This is a genomic window from Pseudomonas emilianonis (assembly GCF_023072625.1).
Taxonomy (GTDB): domain Bacteria; phylum Pseudomonadota; class Gammaproteobacteria; order Pseudomonadales; family Pseudomonadaceae; genus Aquipseudomonas; species Aquipseudomonas paraveronii.
Genome location: NZ_JAKNRV010000125.1, coordinates 1 through 13811, shown reverse-complemented (window position 1 = coordinate 13811; position 13811 = coordinate 1). Strand labels below are relative to the sequence as shown.

Genomic DNA, 13811 nt, shown 5'->3' with positions numbered 1-13811 from the left:
TCTCGCGGAGTAACTTGTGATGCTGATAATCTTGTTGACTATCAGTCTGACTCCACAAGCACCCACACGAATTGCTTGATTCAGTTGTTAAAGAGCGGTTGGTTAAGATCTTTCGTCTCAACCGAGGCGCGCATTCTACAGCAGCCTCATTTGCTGTCAAGTGATTGTTTTAAGAAGTTTTCAAAGTTTCCTTTGTAACTTCAACCACTTGCGCTTCCGATCTCTCGTTAGCGGGAGGCGAATTCTACAGCGTTACACGCTGCTGTCAACACCTCTTTTTCTCCGCTTTCGACCGAGAAGATCGAAACGTTAATAGAGCCAAACAACACTGCTCTACCAACTCATTCCAGGCTTCGATGAACTGAAGCAGGCCGCTGTCGAATCTCGTATAACTCTTTGTTTACCAAGGAGTTTTCCGTTTCGACTGCGCCGGAAGTGGGGCGAATTATAGACGTCCAGGATTTGCCGTCAACACCTTTCTTCACAATTCTGTCATATAGGTCAAAAAGGCCCCAGAAACGCGAAAACCGGCCCCAAAGGGCCGGCTTTCAACACGTCTTACAAGCTAGGGAAGGCAAACTGTGACGCTTCATGACTGGCCCGTTGCGGCCAGCGCTGGGTAATTGCCTTGCGCCGGGTATAGAAGCGCACCCCATCCGGCCCATAAGCATGCAAGTCACCAAACAACGAGCGCTTCCAGCCACCAAAGCTGTGGTAGGCCACTGGCACCGGCAGTGGAACGTTCACGCCGACCATGCCCACTTCAATCTCGTCACAGAACAGACGCGCCGCTTCACCGTCACGGGTGAAGATGCACGTGCCGTTGCCATACTCGTGATCGTTGATCAACTGCATCGCCGCTTCCAGGCTATTGACCCGCACCACGCACAGCACCGGCCCGAAGATCTCTTCTTTATAGATACGCATCTGCGGCGTCACGCGATCAAACAAACTGCCGCCAAGGAAGAAACCCTGCTCATGCCCTGCGACGCTCAAGCCACGGCCATCGACCACCAGCTCAGCCCCCGCAGCCACGCCGTCTTCTATATAGCCACTGACCTTATCCCGCGCCTGACCGGTGACCAGTGGCCCCATATCCAGACCGCACGACGTGCCCGCACCAATCTTCAGCGCCTTGACCTGCGGCACCAACTTGGCGATCAATGCATCCGCCACCTGGTCACCCACGCAGACGGCCACCGAGATCGCCATGCAACGCTCACCACAAGAACCATACGCCGCGCCCATCAAGGCACTGACCGCGTTATCCAGATCCGCATCCGGCATCAGCACCGCATGGTTCTTCGCACCGCCCAGCGCTTGCACGCGTTTGCCGCGCTTGGTCGCTTCGGCGTAGATGTACTCGGCAATCGGCGTCGAGCCCACAAAGCTCAAGGCCTTGACCTCCGGTGCCTCGATCAACGCATCCACCGCGCCTTTGTCGCCATGCACCACGCTCAGCACGCCTTTAGGCAGACCGGCCTCCTGCAGCAATTGCGCGATCAACAGCGTCGAACTCGGATCACGCTCCGACGGTTTGAGGATAAAGCAGTTGCCGCAGACGATCGCCAGCGGGTACATCCACAACGGCACCATCGCCGGGAAGTTGAACGGAGTAATCCCGGCCACCACGCCCAATGGCTGGAAATCCGACCAGGCATCGATATTCGGCCCCACATTGCGGCTGTACTCGCCCTTGAGAATTTCCGGCGCCGAGCACGCGTACTCCACGTTCTCGATCCCACGCTTCAATTCCCCTGCCGCGTCTTCCAGGGTCTTGCCGTGCTCCTCGCTGATCAACTGCGAGATACGCGCTTCGTTCTGCTCCAGCAACTGCTTGAAACGGTACATCACCTGGGCACGCCTGGCCGCCGGCGTATTGCGCCAGGCCGGGAATGCCGCCTTGGCCGAGTCGATCGCGCTTTGGATGGTTTCGCGACTGGCCAGCGGCACCTGGTGAATCACTTGGCCGGTGGACGGGTTGTACACGTCGGCAGTGCGACCGGACTCGCTGACCAACTGGCCGTTGATCAAATGCTGGATAAGGCTCATGCAGGGCTCCTGAAAAGTTGTTCTATATAGAAGGAGAAATCAGTCGATCTTGTTCAGCACTTCGCCGACCGCATCGAACAAGCGATCCAGGTCCTGCGGCTTGCTGTTGAAGGTCGGCCCGAACTGCAGGGTGTCGCCGCCAAAACGCACGTAGAAGCCGGCTTTCCACAAGGCCATGCCGGCCTCGAATGGACGCACGATGGCATCACCGTCACGCGGGGCAATCTGGATCGCGCCGGCCAGGCCGTAATTGCGGATATCGATCACGTTCTTGCTGCCCTTCAAACCGTGCAGCGAATTCTCAAAGTGCGGGGCGACTTCGGCTACGCTCTGCACCAGGTTTTCCTTCTGCAGCAGGTCCAATGCCGCCAGCCCAGCCGCGCAAGCGACCGGATGCGCCGAGTAGGTGTAGCCGTGGGGGAATTCCACCGCGTACTCAGGCGTCGGTTGGTTCATGAACGTCTGATAGATCTCGCTGCTGGCAATCACCGCGCCCATCGGGATCGCGCCGTTGGTGACTTGCTTGGCGATGCACATCAGGTCCGGGGTCACGCCGAAACTGTCGGCACCGAACATCGAGCCGGTACGACCGAAACCGGTGATCACTTCGTCGAACACCAACAGGATGTTGTGCTGATCGCAAATCTCACGCAGACGCTTGAGGTAGCCCTGCGGCGGCACCAGCACGCCAGCGGAGCCAGCCATCGGCTCGACAAACACGGCGGCGATGTTCGATGCGTCGTGCAACTCGATCAACTTGAGCAGTTCATCGGCCAACGCAATACCGCCCTGCTCCGGCATGCCGCGCGAGAATGCATTGCTCGCCAGCAAGGTGTGAGGCAGATGGTCAACGTCCATCATCGCCTGACCAAACATTTTACGGTTGCCGTTGACGCCGCCTAGGCTGGTGCCGGCGATGTTCACCCCGTGATAGCCACGGGCACGGCCAATCATCTTGGTCTTGGTGGCCTGACCTTTTAGGCGCCAGTATGCACGCACCATCTTCACCGCCGTATCGGCGCACTCGGAGCCGGAGTCAGTGAAGAACACATGGTTGAGGTTGCCAGGGGTCAGGTCGGTGATTTTTTCCGCCAGTTGAAACGACAACGGATGACCGTATTGGAAGGCCGGCGAGTAGTCCAAGGTACCCAGTTGCTTGGCGACCGCTTCCTGGATTTCCTTGCGGGTGTGCCCGGCGCCGCAAGTCCACAAGCCCGACAACGAATCGTAGATCTTGCGGCCCTTGTCATCGGTCAACCAACTGCCTTCGGCGGCCACGATCAGGCGCGGGTCACGCTGGAAGTTACGGTTGGCGGTGTAAGGCATCCAGTGAGCGTCCAACTTCAGTTGGCTGGCCAGGGACGAAGGGGCGTTTTCGGGCATGTTCATCAGCAAAACCTCGCAAGGCAAAAGGCAGCGTCGGGATTGAAAAGCGTTCTTGCAGCTAAATTGCCATGGGGATAAAGTCGGTGAAACCCAACTCTTCTAACCTTCAGTCAGGTCTTCACTAAACTATGAGCATCCGTCGACCCGATCCGCTGGCCCAAGTCAGCGACTTCGATATTCGCCTGCTGCGCATCTTTCGCAGTGTGGTGGAGTGTGGCGGCTTCTCGGCGGCGGAAACCGTGCTCGGCATCGGGCGCTCGGCCATCAGCCAGCAGATGAGCGATCTGGAACAACGCCTGGGATTACGCCTGTGCCAGCGCGGGCGTGCCGGATTCTCCCTGACCGAAGAAGGCCGCGAGGTCTATCAGTCGGCGCTGCAACTATTGAGTGCCCTGGAAAGCTTTCGCACCGAGGTCAACGGCCTGCACCAGCATTTGCGCGGCGAACTGACCATCGGCCTCACCGACAACCTCGTCACCCTGCCCCATATGCGCATCACCCACGCCCTGGCACAGTTGAAGGAACGCGGCCCGGACGTGCAGATCCAGATCCGCATGATTGCCCCCAATGAAGTGGAACAGGGCGTGCTCGACGGCCGCCTGCATGTCGGCGTGGTGCCCCAGGCCAGCGCGCTGTCCGGCCTGGAATACCAGGCGCTGTACAGCGAACGCTCGCTGCTCTACTGCGCCGTCGGCCATCCGCTGTTCTACGCCGACGACAAGCAGTTGGACGATATACGGATCGACAGCCAGGATGCGATTGCCCCCACCTTTCGCCTGCCCGCCGAGATCCAGGCCCATTACCAGGCACTCAACTGCACCGCTAGCGCTTCGGACCGCGAAGGCATGGCGTTCCTGATCCTCACCGGCCGCTACATCGGCTACCTGCCCGATCACTACGCCAGCTTGTGGGTGCAACAAGGCCGACTACGCGCGCTGAAACCGACTACACGTTTTTACGATTTGAGCCTGGCATCGGTCACGCGCAAGGGGCGCCGCCCTCATTTGGTGCTGGAAAGTTTCCTCGAGAGCCTAGCGGCAACCCGCTAATTCGGGCCTTGCGCAAAAAGCTGAGCAAGTGGACAGCTTTTTGCAAGAGCACAAGGACCTAGAACCGTCCGACTCGAGTTTGCCCGCCATGCCACCAGAAACTTCCAGCCCCAGCGACCTGATCTACGGCCTCAACGACCGCCCAAAACCCCTGCCCGCCCTACTGGCCGCCCTGCAACATGTATTGGCGGCCTTCGTCGGCATCATCACGCCGCCGTTGATCATCGGCTCCACCCTGGGCCTGGCAGCTCACCTGCCCTACCTGATCAGCATGGCGCTGATGGTCTCCGGTGTCGGCACGTTCATCCAGGCACGTAGGCCGTTTGGCATCGGCGCCGGCATGATCTGCCTACAAGGCACCAGCTTTGCGTTTCTCGGCGCCGTCCTGTCGGCGGGCTTCCTGGTGAAGCAACGCGGCGGCAGCCCGGAAGACATCATGGCGATGATCTTCGGCGTGTGTTTTTTCGGCGCCGCCGTACAAATCGTCCTGAGCCGGTTTATCGGGCAACTGCGCCGAGTGATCACTCCGCTGGTCACCGGCATCGTGATTACCCTGATCGGCATCAGCCTGATCAAAGTGGGTATCACCGACCTCGGCGGTGGCTTTAATGCCCCCGACTTCGGCGCGCCCATCAACCTGGCATTGGGCCTGTTCGTGGTGTTGACGATCATCTTGCTCAACCGCTCGAACACACCCTGGGTACGTCTCTCGGCGATCATCATCGGCCTGGCCCTCGGCAGCCTCGCGGCCTGGTTCAGCGGAAAACTGGTGCCCCAGGCCCTGCCCGATCTGCCGTTGATCAGCCTGCCGATTCCGTTTCGTTATGGTTTCAACTTCGACTGGAGCGCCTTCCTACCGATCGCGCTGATATATCTGATCAGCAGCATCGAAACCGTGGGCGACCTCACCGCCAACTGCATGATTGCCCGCCAGCCCATCAGCGGCCCTTCTTATATAAGCCGACTCAAGGGCGGCGTACTTGGCGATGGGGTGAGCTGCATGATCGCCGCCACCTTCAGCGCGTTCCCCAACACCACGTTCGCCCAGAACAATGGCGTGATCCAACTCACTGGCGTGGCCAGCCGTTATGTCGGCCTGTACATCGGCGTGGTGCTGTTTTGCCTCGGTTTGTTTCCGTCGATCGGCGCGGTGTTGCAGCAAATCCCCAAGCCGGTATTGGGCGGCGCGACCCTGGTGATGTTCGGCAGCGTGGCGGCCGCCGGCGTGCGTATTCTCGCCCAGGCGCCGCTGGACCGACGCAGCATGCTGATCATCGCCACCTCGTTTGGCGTCGGCCTGGGCATTGCCGCCCAACCGAACCTGCTGCACTTGATGCCGACGCTGGTACAAAACCTGTTCGACTCGGCCATCACCAGCGGCGGGCTGACCGCCATCGCGTTGTGCCTGTTACTGCCGGAAGCCAAAGCGAGCGCCGCCGCAAACAGCGCGCCGCAAAGCGATACGCTGGAACCGCTTTAATGGTTTTATTGCTTCAGGACTTGTCTGAGGCTTGAGGGTGGGTTATCTGTGCATACGTCGTCTCTATCGATCAGCACGGAAACCTCCATGAGCCTCGAAGTTCCTGCCCACAGCACCCACGCCGGGAAGCCCGCCAGCCGTATTCGGCAAAAGAACGAGCAAGCGATTCTTCAAGCGGCTGAAGACGAGTTCGCACGTCACGGCTACAAGGGCACCAGCATGAACACCATTGCTGCCAGCGCCGGGCTGCCCAAGGCCAACCTGCATTACTACTTCACCAACAAGCTGGGCCTGTACATCGCGGTGCTCAGCAATATCCTCGAACTGTGGGACAGCACCTTCAACGCGCTGACCGCCGAGGACGACCCGGCCGTGGCCCTCACCCGCTACATCCGCACCAAAATGGAATTTTCCCGACGCCAGCCCCAGGCCTCGCGGATCTTCGCCATGGAGATCATCAGCGGCGGCGAATGCCTCACCGAATACTTCGGGCAGGACTACCGCGCCTGGTTCAGTGGCCGGGCGGCGGTGTTCCAGGCCTGGATCGACGCCGGCAAGATGGACCCCGTCGACCCCGTCCACCTGATCTTCCTGCTGTGGGGCAGCACCCAGCACTATGCCGACTTCGCCACCCAGATCTGCCGCGTCACCGGGCGCACCAAGCTGACCAAGCAAGATATGGAAGACGCCGGCACCAACCTGATCCATATCATTCTCAAAGGCTGTGGCATCAAGCCTGCCATCTAGACGACGCCTCTTATGCCTTTCACGCTCATCGGCCTTTGCGAATTTCGCGAAGAAATACGCAAAAGCCGCTTTATCACCCTCGCCGCACCGATCACCAGTGCGCAAGAAGCGCAGGCGTTCATCGAGCAGCACAGTGACCTGAACGCCACGCACAACTGCTGGGCCTGGAAGCTCGCCGACCAGTACCGCAGCAACGACGACGGCGAACCTGGCGGCACCGCCGGGCGGCCGATCCTCGCCGCCATCGAGGCCCAAGGCTTTGATCAGGTGGTGGTGCTGGTGATTCGCTGGTACGGCGGCATCCAACTGGGCACCGGCGGCCTGGCGCGGGCGTATGGCGGCGGCGCGAATAAATGCCTGCAAATGGCCGAGCGCATTGAGCTGATCAGCCGCGTGCCATTGAGCTGTGCCTGCGGGTTTTCCGAGCTGAACCTGGTCAAGTTGCGCGTCGCCGAACTCGGCGGGCTGGTGGCGGAGGAACACTTCACCGCCAACGGTGTGGAGCTGCAACTGGCCCTGGGCGAAGCACACATCGATACGCTGCAAAACCAACTTGCCGACCTGAGCCGGGGGCGTATCCTGCTGCAACGTTGATACTGCTACTGTTGTTCGCTGAACTCCCTGAACCGCGACGCTAAAGGAAGCTCTTCATGTCTACGCCAAAAACCGCACTGATCATCGGCGCCTCACGCGGGCTGGGCCTTGGCCTGGTCAAGCAATTGCTCAAGGACGGCTGGGACGTGACCGCCACCGTGCGTGACCCGAACAAGGCCGACGCCCTGAAAGCCGTGGGCCCGGTACAGATCGAGAAACTCGACATGGACGATCAGCAAGCCGTGATCGCCCTCAGCCAGCGCCTCAAAGACCGCACGCTCGACCTGCTGTTCGTCAACGCCGGCGTCAAGGGCCCGGCGAACCAGGAGCCTGGCCACGCCACTCTGGCAGAAGTCGGCCAGTTGTTCTTCACCAACGCGGTAGCGCCGATCAACCTGGCCCAGCGCTTTGTCGGGCAGATCCGCAAGGACTCCGGCGTGCTGGCGTTCATGAGTTCAGTGTTGGGTAGCGTGACCATCCCCGACGGCTCCGACCTGGCGCTCTATAAGGCGAGCAAGGCCGCCCTCAACTCGATGACCAACAGCTTTATCACCCAGCTCGGCGAGCAAAAAATGACCGTGCTGTCGCTGCATCCAGGTTGGGTCAAGACCGACATGGGCGGCGAAAACGCGCTCATCGATGTCGAGACCAGCGTGCGCGGCCTGCTCGATCAGGTGAATGCCTACACCGGCAAAGGCGGCCACCACTTCGTGGACTACCGGGGCCACACCATTCCCTGGTAAGCCTCGATCAAATGTAGGAGCGAGCTGGCTCGCGATGAACTCGAGAGCAGCACGTTCCTACAGGTAGACCGGGTCTAGAACTACACGTAATCTAGCCACCTCGCCCTCACCGGCGACCCTGGATCAGCAGACAGGGCAACACTGAGCTGGCAAACCTGAACCCATCATTCAGAGGAGCCGGCCCATGCCTGCGACCCGTATCTGGTTAAAAAACCCCCTCGCGATTTTCACTGCCAATGGCCTCGATGCCCGTGGTGGCCTGGTGCTGCAAGACGGTGTGATCAGCGAACTGCTGGGCATCGGGCAAGCGCCTGCACTGCCCTGTACACAGGTGTTCGACGCCCACGAACATGTGGTCCTGCCGGGCCTGATCAACACCCATCATCACTTCTACCAGACCCTGACTCGCGCCTGGGCGCCGGTGGTTAATCAACCGTTGTTCCCCTGGTTGAAAACCCTGTACCCGGTGTGGGCGCGGCTGACCCCGGAAAAACTCGCCCTGGCCAGCAAAGTCGCGCTGGCGGAATTGCTGCTCTCGGGCTGCACCACGGCGGCAGACCACCACTACCTGTTCCCGGACGGCCTGGAACATGCCATTGACGTGCAAGTCGACGCGGTGCGCGAACTGGGCATGCGCGCCATGCTCACTCGCGGGTCCATGAGCCTGGGCGAAGCCGACGGCGGCTTGCCGCCGCAACAAACCGTGCAACAGGGCGCGGTGATTCTGGACGATAGCCAACGCCTGATCCGCCAGTACCACGAACGCGGCGATGGCGCGCAAATCCAGATCGCCCTGGCGCCCTGCTCGCCGTTTTCCGTCACCCCGCAAATCATGCAAGCCAGCGCCGAACTGGCCGAGAGCCTCGACGTGCGCCTACACACACACCTGGCGGAAACCCTCGACGAGGAAGACTTCTGCCTACAACGCTTTGGCCTGCGCACCGTGGACTACCTCGACAGCGTCGGCTGGCTCGGCCCGCGCACCTGGCTGGCCCATGGCATTCACTTCAACCCGGATGAAATCGCCCGCCTGGGCGCCGCCGGCACCGGTATCTGCCATTGCCCAAGCTCGAACATGCGCCTGGCCTCCGGCATCTGCCCGACCCTGGACCTGCTCGCCGCCGGGGCCCCGATCGGCCTGGGCGTGGACGGCTCGGCCTCCAACGATGCGTCGAACATGATCCTCGAAGCCCGCCAGGCCCTGTACATCCAGCGCCTGCGTTATGGCGCGCAGAAGATCACCCCGCAAGGCGTGCTGGGCTGGGCGACCAAAGGTTCGGCGCAGTTGCTCGGCCGTTCGGATATCGGTGAGTTAGCCGTAGGAAAGCAGGCCGATCTGGCGCTGTTCAAACTGGATGAGCTGCGCTTTTCCGGCAGTCACGATCCGATTTCGGCGCTGCTGTTGTGCGGCGCCGACCGGGCGGACCGGGTGATGATTGGCGGGAAGTGGCGGGTGATCGACGGCCAGGTTGAAGGCCTGGACTTGAAAGGCTTGATCGCCGATCACAGCCAGGCCGCCCGCCAGCTCATCGCCGGAACCTGAGCCAAACACCGTTCTGCGGGACGCGGAAGAACCGGTTACACCCCTAACAGCGACAACGTGATAAAGGTCGCAAACAACACAAAGTGGGTCATCCCTTCGATGGCGTTGGTTTCGCCATCGTTGAGGTTGATCGCACTGACGATCAGCGTGATCAACACCATCACGCTTTGCACCGGTGTCATCGCCATCTGGAACGGCTGGCCGGTGTAGAGCGCCATCGCTTCCATCACCGGCACCGTCAGGATCACCGTCGACAACGATGCGCCCAGTGCGATATTCACCACCGACTGCATGCGGTTGGCCAGGGCGGCGCGCAAGGCGGTCAGAATCTCCGGCGCCGCCGAGATGGCCGCGACCACAATCGCCGTCACCACCGGCGGTGCGCCCGTGCCTTCCAGGCCCAGGTCGAGGGTCTTGGACATCACCTCGGCCAGCGCCCCGATCACAATCACCCCGAACACCAGCGTACCGATGGAAAGTGCCAGGTTCACCGGCGGCGCCTGTTCTTCCGGCAACGTCTTGCGGCGTTTATCCGGGTAGCTGTAGCTGAAGAAATAACTGTGCGGGCCCACCTGCATGCGCAGGAACAGGGTGTAGAGCACCACCATCGCGCCGATGGTGAAGGCCGAGTAAATCTTCCAGTCCGCTTCGGGGATGAATTCCGGCACTACCATCGACACGCCCATGGCGGTGAGGATCATTACGCTGTAGGTCCGCGCCGAATCATCATTGTAGGACTGTTCACCATGCTTGATGCCGCCCATCAGCGCGGCCAGGCCGAGGATGCCGTTGATATCGAGCATGACCGCCGAGTAGATGGTGTCGCGCACCAGCGTCGGTGACGGCTCGTGACTCATCATGATCGCCAGGATCACCACTTCCACCAGCACGGCGGCCAGGGTCAGGATCATAGTGCCGTAGGGGTCGCCAACCTTTTCCGCGAGTTGTTCGGCGTGGTGGGCGACGCGCATCGAGGCGACCACGATAAAACCGATGAGCGCCATGCCGGCCAGCAGCGCGACCATTTGCCCGTTATGGAGCATCCAGTGCTCCAGTGGGTACGCGGCGATGGCGGCAATCAGCGCCAGCAGCATGAATTTTTCTTGCTTGAGGAGTGTGAGCATTGCGGGCCTTTTGTGCGGCAAATCAGTCGTGGATGGGGTACAGACTGCACTACACCGCTAACGTTTCGTTACATCTTAGTTCGCATCGCCCTTGCGCGAATAGAACCAATACTCTCCTCCTGGTCAGGTTTTGCCGATTATTTCAGTCATCGCCTGTAGAATGCCGCCATTGCACCTGATGAGATTTTAGACATGTACGATTGGCTCAACGCCCTGCCCAAGGCTGAACTGCACCTGCACCTGGAAGGCTCGCTGGAGCCTGAGCTGCTATTCGCCCTGGCCGAACGCAACAAAATTGCGCTGCCCTGGAACGACGTCGACACCCTGCGCAAGGCCTACGCCTTCAACAACCTGCAAGAGTTTCTCGACCTGTATTACAAGGGCGCCGATGTGCTGCGCACGTCCCAGGACTTCTACGACCTGACCTGGGCCTATCTGCTGCGCTGCAAAGCGCAGAACGTGATCCACACCGAGCCGTTCTTCGACCCGCAAACCCACACCGACCGTGGCGTGCCGTTCGAAGTAGTGCTCAACGGCATCGCCGCCGCGCTCAAAGATGGCGAGCAGCAACTGGGCATCACCAGCGGTTTGATCCTCAGCTTCCTGCGCCACTTGAGCGAAGCCGAAGCCGAGAAAACCCTCGACCAGGCGCTGCCATTCCGTGACGCGTTTGTGGCCGTGGGCCTGGACAGTTCAGAAATGGGCCACCCGCCGAGCAAGTTCCAGCGCGTGTTCGACCGTGCCCGCCACGAAGGCTTCCTCACCGTGGCCCACGCCGGCGAAGAAGGCCCGCCCGAGTACATCTGGGAAGCCATCGACCTGTTGAAAATCCAGCGTATCGACCATGGCGTGCGCGCCATCGAAGACGAGCGCCTGATGCAACGGATCATCGACGAACAGATCCCGCTGACCGTGTGCCCGCTGTCCAACACCAAGTTGCGCGTGTTCGACGACATGGCCCAGCACAACATCCTCGACATGCTCGAGCGTGGGGTGAAGGTGACGGTGAACTCGGACGATCCGGCGTACTTCGGCGGTTATGTCACCGAGAACTTCTATGCGCTGCACACCGCCCTGGGCATGACCCAGGACCAGGCCAAACGCCTGGCGCAAAACAGCCTGGATGCGCGGCTGGTGAAGCCATAACCGAATAAACACCGACTCACCATGTGGGAGCAGGCCCGCTCCCAGATGTGTTGTGTATTACCGGTTAAATTTCGCTCAACTCTTCCAGCGTCTTCCCCTTCGTCTCCATCCCAAACACCCACACCACCAACGCCCCCACCGCAAAGCACAATGCGCCCAGGGCAAACACCCCGCCCTGCCCAGTGATCGGGAACACCAGCCCGGTCACCAGCGGCCCGAGCAATGACCCGACCCGCCCGATCGCCGATGCAAACCCGGACCCCGTCGCCCGCGCCGAAGTGGGGTACAACTCCGGCGTGTAGGTGTACAGCACCGCCCACATGCCAAACAGAAAGAACTGCATCAACAGCCCCGACGTGATCAGCAGGCCAACATTGCCGCCGAACACTGCGCTTTGCCCATACAGAAACGCCATCACCCCTCCGCCGAGCAACGTCACGACGCACACCGGCTTGCGCCCCCAACGCTCCACCAGCCAGGCCGCCATCAGGAAGCCGGGAATCCCGCCCAGGGAAATGATCACCGTGTAATACACCGACTGGGTCACCGCAAACCCCGACTGCTGCAACAACGCACTCAACCACGACGTCAGCCCATAGAACCCGAGCAAGGCGAAGAACCACACACTCCAGATCATCATCGTGCGTTGGCGATACTGCGCCGACCATAACTGCTGGAACGCCGAGAAGAAGTTCCCCGGCACACTCTCCACCCGTGGCAGGCGAATGGGCTCCGGCAAGTCGGCGCGGCCCAGGGAGTCCCGCACTTTCTGCTCGATCCCCAGCAACACCTTATCTGCTACTGCATGTCGCCCGGCCTGCTCCAGCCAGCGCGGCGACTCCGGGATAAAAAACCGAATCGCCAACACAAACACCGCTGGCACCGCCAGCACCAGGAAGATGTCGCGCCAGCCAATCACCGGCAGCAAAAAGTACGACAGCACCCCCGCCGCCACAAAACCCAACGGCCAGAAGCCATCCATCAACGCGATATAGCGCCCGCGCTTCTTGGCCGGAATCAGCTCCGAAAGCATCGACTGCGCGATGGGAAACTCCATGCCCATGCCAATGCCGAGCAGGATGCGAAACAGCGTCAGGGTCTCCACCGTCAGCGCCGTGGAACATAAGTAGCTGGCGCCCCCCCACAGCACGATGCTCCACTGGAACACCGGCTTGCGCCCGAAGCGATCCGCGAGCATCCCGGACAACGACGCGCCCACCACCATGCCGAAAAAACTCGAACTGGCCAGCAAGCCCGCCTGGGCAGTGCTCAGGCCGAACTCGGTTTTGATCGAGCCGAGCAGGAAGGTCATCATCGCCAGATCCATGGAGTCGAAGAAAAACGCCAGGGCGATGATGATAAAAATGACTCGGTGGTAACCGCTGATGGGCAACCGTTCCAGCCGTTCTGCTGCGCTATAGCCGTGCGTACCCATGCCCCATCCCCGTGTGAAAAATCCCTGTTGGGAGTGTGGGGCATCGTTTTTCCGGGTTATTGCTGGGTGCGACCTGATCGCAACTCTGAACGACGCCATCCGGCATCAGAGCGCGTCGGGCCCGGCCAACCGCGTGATTTCCGCGAGCCCGACGTCACTGACCAGCAAGGCGCGGGACTCGTTGATCGCACTGATCCAGTTCGACTGCAAAAACAGTTGCAGCAGCCCGGCCCCCAGCGCGCCGCCCAAATGCGGTTGTTGCTGGCTCCAATCGAAACAGTCACACGCCAGCGGTAACGCCAGTGCCTGGGTAAAGATGCCCAGGCCTGCCAGGTGCTGCGCGCCTTTGACCGTGACTTGGGTGCGGTGCTCGCAGCGCTCGATCCACCCAGCCGCGATCATCCGCTGATACAGCTGCGCCGCCAGCTCGCCACCCAGGTGGCCATGGCATAACCGCGCATGACGCAGCAGGGCCGGGGCCGCTAGCGTCATCGGTGAAGCCTGCGGTGTGC

At 60.9% G+C, this 13811-nt stretch carries 11 protein-coding genes and 1 pseudogene; 7 read left to right on the top strand and 5 right to left on the bottom strand.

The annotated features are described in order from the left end of the window. Positions 1-558: 558 nt before the first annotated feature. Together L9Z73_RS14595 and L9Z73_RS14590 are read right to left on the bottom strand one after the other, a co-directional pair. Entirely contained in the window at positions 559-2052 is a 1494-nt protein-coding gene (locus L9Z73_RS14595) for a CoA-acylating methylmalonate-semialdehyde dehydrogenase (RefSeq protein ID WP_247402094.1), read from the bottom strand. 39 nt (positions 2053-2091) lie between these two features. Next, positions 2092-3441 carry an aspartate aminotransferase family protein gene (locus tag L9Z73_RS14590; protein ID WP_247402092.1) on the bottom strand — a complete coding sequence of 450 codons (1350 nt, stop codon included), beginning with the start codon at positions 3439-3441 and terminating at the stop codon, positions 2092-2094. Positions 3442-3566: 125 nt separating this feature from the next. On the opposite strand from L9Z73_RS14590, the gene L9Z73_RS14585 reads away from it, so the two are divergent. The 6 genes from L9Z73_RS14585 to L9Z73_RS14560 all read left to right on the top strand — a co-directional run bounded on the left by L9Z73_RS14585 (position 3567) and on the right by L9Z73_RS14560 (position 9594). Then, complete coding sequence (locus L9Z73_RS14585) at positions 3567-4487, top strand: LysR family transcriptional regulator (protein ID WP_247402090.1); 921 nt, start codon at positions 3567-3569, stop codon at positions 4485-4487. Positions 4488-4575: 88 nt separating this feature from the next. Then, positions 4576-5967 carry a uracil-xanthine permease family protein gene (locus L9Z73_RS14580; RefSeq protein ID WP_247402088.1) on the top strand — a complete coding sequence of 464 codons (1392 nt, stop codon included), beginning with the start codon at positions 4576-4578 and terminating at the stop codon, positions 5965-5967. A gap of 87 nt (positions 5968-6054) precedes the next feature. Then, positions 6055-6714, top strand: coding sequence for a TetR/AcrR family transcriptional regulator (locus L9Z73_RS14575; protein WP_247402086.1), 660 nt, complete (start codon positions 6055-6057; stop codon positions 6712-6714). 12 nt (positions 6715-6726) lie between these two features. Next, entirely contained in the window at positions 6727-7308 is a 582-nt protein-coding gene (locus L9Z73_RS14570; RefSeq protein WP_247402084.1) for an IMPACT family protein, read from the top strand. A gap of 56 nt (positions 7309-7364) precedes the next feature. Beyond that, the gene (locus L9Z73_RS14565) at positions 7365-8051 is read left to right on the top strand and encodes an SDR family oxidoreductase (protein ID WP_247402083.1); all 687 of its coding nucleotides are present in this window, start codon (positions 7365-7367) and stop codon (positions 8049-8051) included. Positions 8052-8235: 184 nt separating this feature from the next. Next, a complete protein-coding gene (locus tag L9Z73_RS14560; RefSeq protein ID WP_247402080.1) occupies positions 8236-9594 on the top strand; it encodes an 8-oxoguanine deaminase in 1359 nt (452 codons plus the stop codon). A 35-nt stretch (positions 9595-9629) separates the two neighbouring features. Here L9Z73_RS14560 and L9Z73_RS14555 read toward each other — a convergent pair whose 3' ends face one another. After that, positions 9630-10718, bottom strand: coding sequence for a calcium:proton antiporter (locus L9Z73_RS14555; RefSeq protein ID WP_247402077.1), 1089 nt, complete (start codon positions 10716-10718; stop codon positions 9630-9632). Positions 10719-10910: 192 nt separating this feature from the next. Between L9Z73_RS14555 and L9Z73_RS14550 the strand changes: the two genes are divergently transcribed. Beyond that, positions 10911-11864 carry an adenosine deaminase gene (locus tag L9Z73_RS14550; protein ID WP_247402074.1) on the top strand — a complete coding sequence of 318 codons (954 nt, stop codon included), beginning with the start codon at positions 10911-10913 and terminating at the stop codon, positions 11862-11864. 64 nt (positions 11865-11928) lie between these two features. On the opposite strand, the gene L9Z73_RS14545 is transcribed toward L9Z73_RS14550, so the two are convergent. Both L9Z73_RS14545 and L9Z73_RS14540 read right to left on the bottom strand, forming a co-directional pair. Continuing rightward, the gene (locus L9Z73_RS14545) at positions 11929-13299 is read right to left on the bottom strand and encodes an MFS transporter (protein ID WP_247402071.1); all 1371 of its coding nucleotides are present in this window, start codon (positions 13297-13299) and stop codon (positions 11929-11931) included. A gap of 105 nt (positions 13300-13404) precedes the next feature. After that, a pseudogene (locus L9Z73_RS14540) lies at positions 13405-13811 on the bottom strand (transcriptional regulator); the annotation flags it as partial.

What these genes read in the sequence shown, in the direction of transcription:
- L9Z73_RS14585 (WP_247402090.1), top strand. Translation starts at nt 3,567, where the DNA reads ATGAGCATCCGTCGACCCGATCCGCTGGCCCAAGTCAGCGACTTCGAT.
- L9Z73_RS14580 (WP_247402088.1), top strand. Translation starts at nt 4,576, where the DNA reads ATGCCACCAGAAACTTCCAGCCCCAGCGACCTGATCTACGGCCTCAAC.
- L9Z73_RS14560 (WP_247402080.1), top strand. Translation starts at nt 8,236, where the DNA reads ATGCCTGCGACCCGTATCTGGTTAAAAAACCCCCTCGCGATTTTCACT.
- L9Z73_RS14590 (WP_247402092.1), bottom strand. Translation starts at nt 3,441, where the DNA reads ATGAACATGCCCGAAAACGCCCCTTCGTCCCTGGCCAGCCAACTGAAG.
- L9Z73_RS14545 (WP_247402071.1), bottom strand. Translation starts at nt 13,299, where the DNA reads ATGGGTACGCACGGCTATAGCGCAGCAGAACGGCTGGAACGGTTGCCC.
- L9Z73_RS14565 (WP_247402083.1), top strand. Translation starts at nt 7,365, where the DNA reads ATGTCTACGCCAAAAACCGCACTGATCATCGGCGCCTCACGCGGGCTG.
- L9Z73_RS14575 (WP_247402086.1), top strand. Translation starts at nt 6,055, where the DNA reads ATGAGCCTCGAAGTTCCTGCCCACAGCACCCACGCCGGGAAGCCCGCC.
- L9Z73_RS14570 (WP_247402084.1), top strand. Translation starts at nt 6,727, where the DNA reads ATGCCTTTCACGCTCATCGGCCTTTGCGAATTTCGCGAAGAAATACGC.
- L9Z73_RS14555 (WP_247402077.1), bottom strand. Translation starts at nt 10,718, where the DNA reads ATGCTCACACTCCTCAAGCAAGAAAAATTCATGCTGCTGGCGCTGATT.
- L9Z73_RS14595 (WP_247402094.1), bottom strand. Translation starts at nt 2,052, where the DNA reads ATGAGCCTTATCCAGCATTTGATCAACGGCCAGTTGGTCAGCGAGTCC.
- L9Z73_RS14550 (WP_247402074.1), top strand. Translation starts at nt 10,911, where the DNA reads ATGTACGATTGGCTCAACGCCCTGCCCAAGGCTGAACTGCACCTGCAC.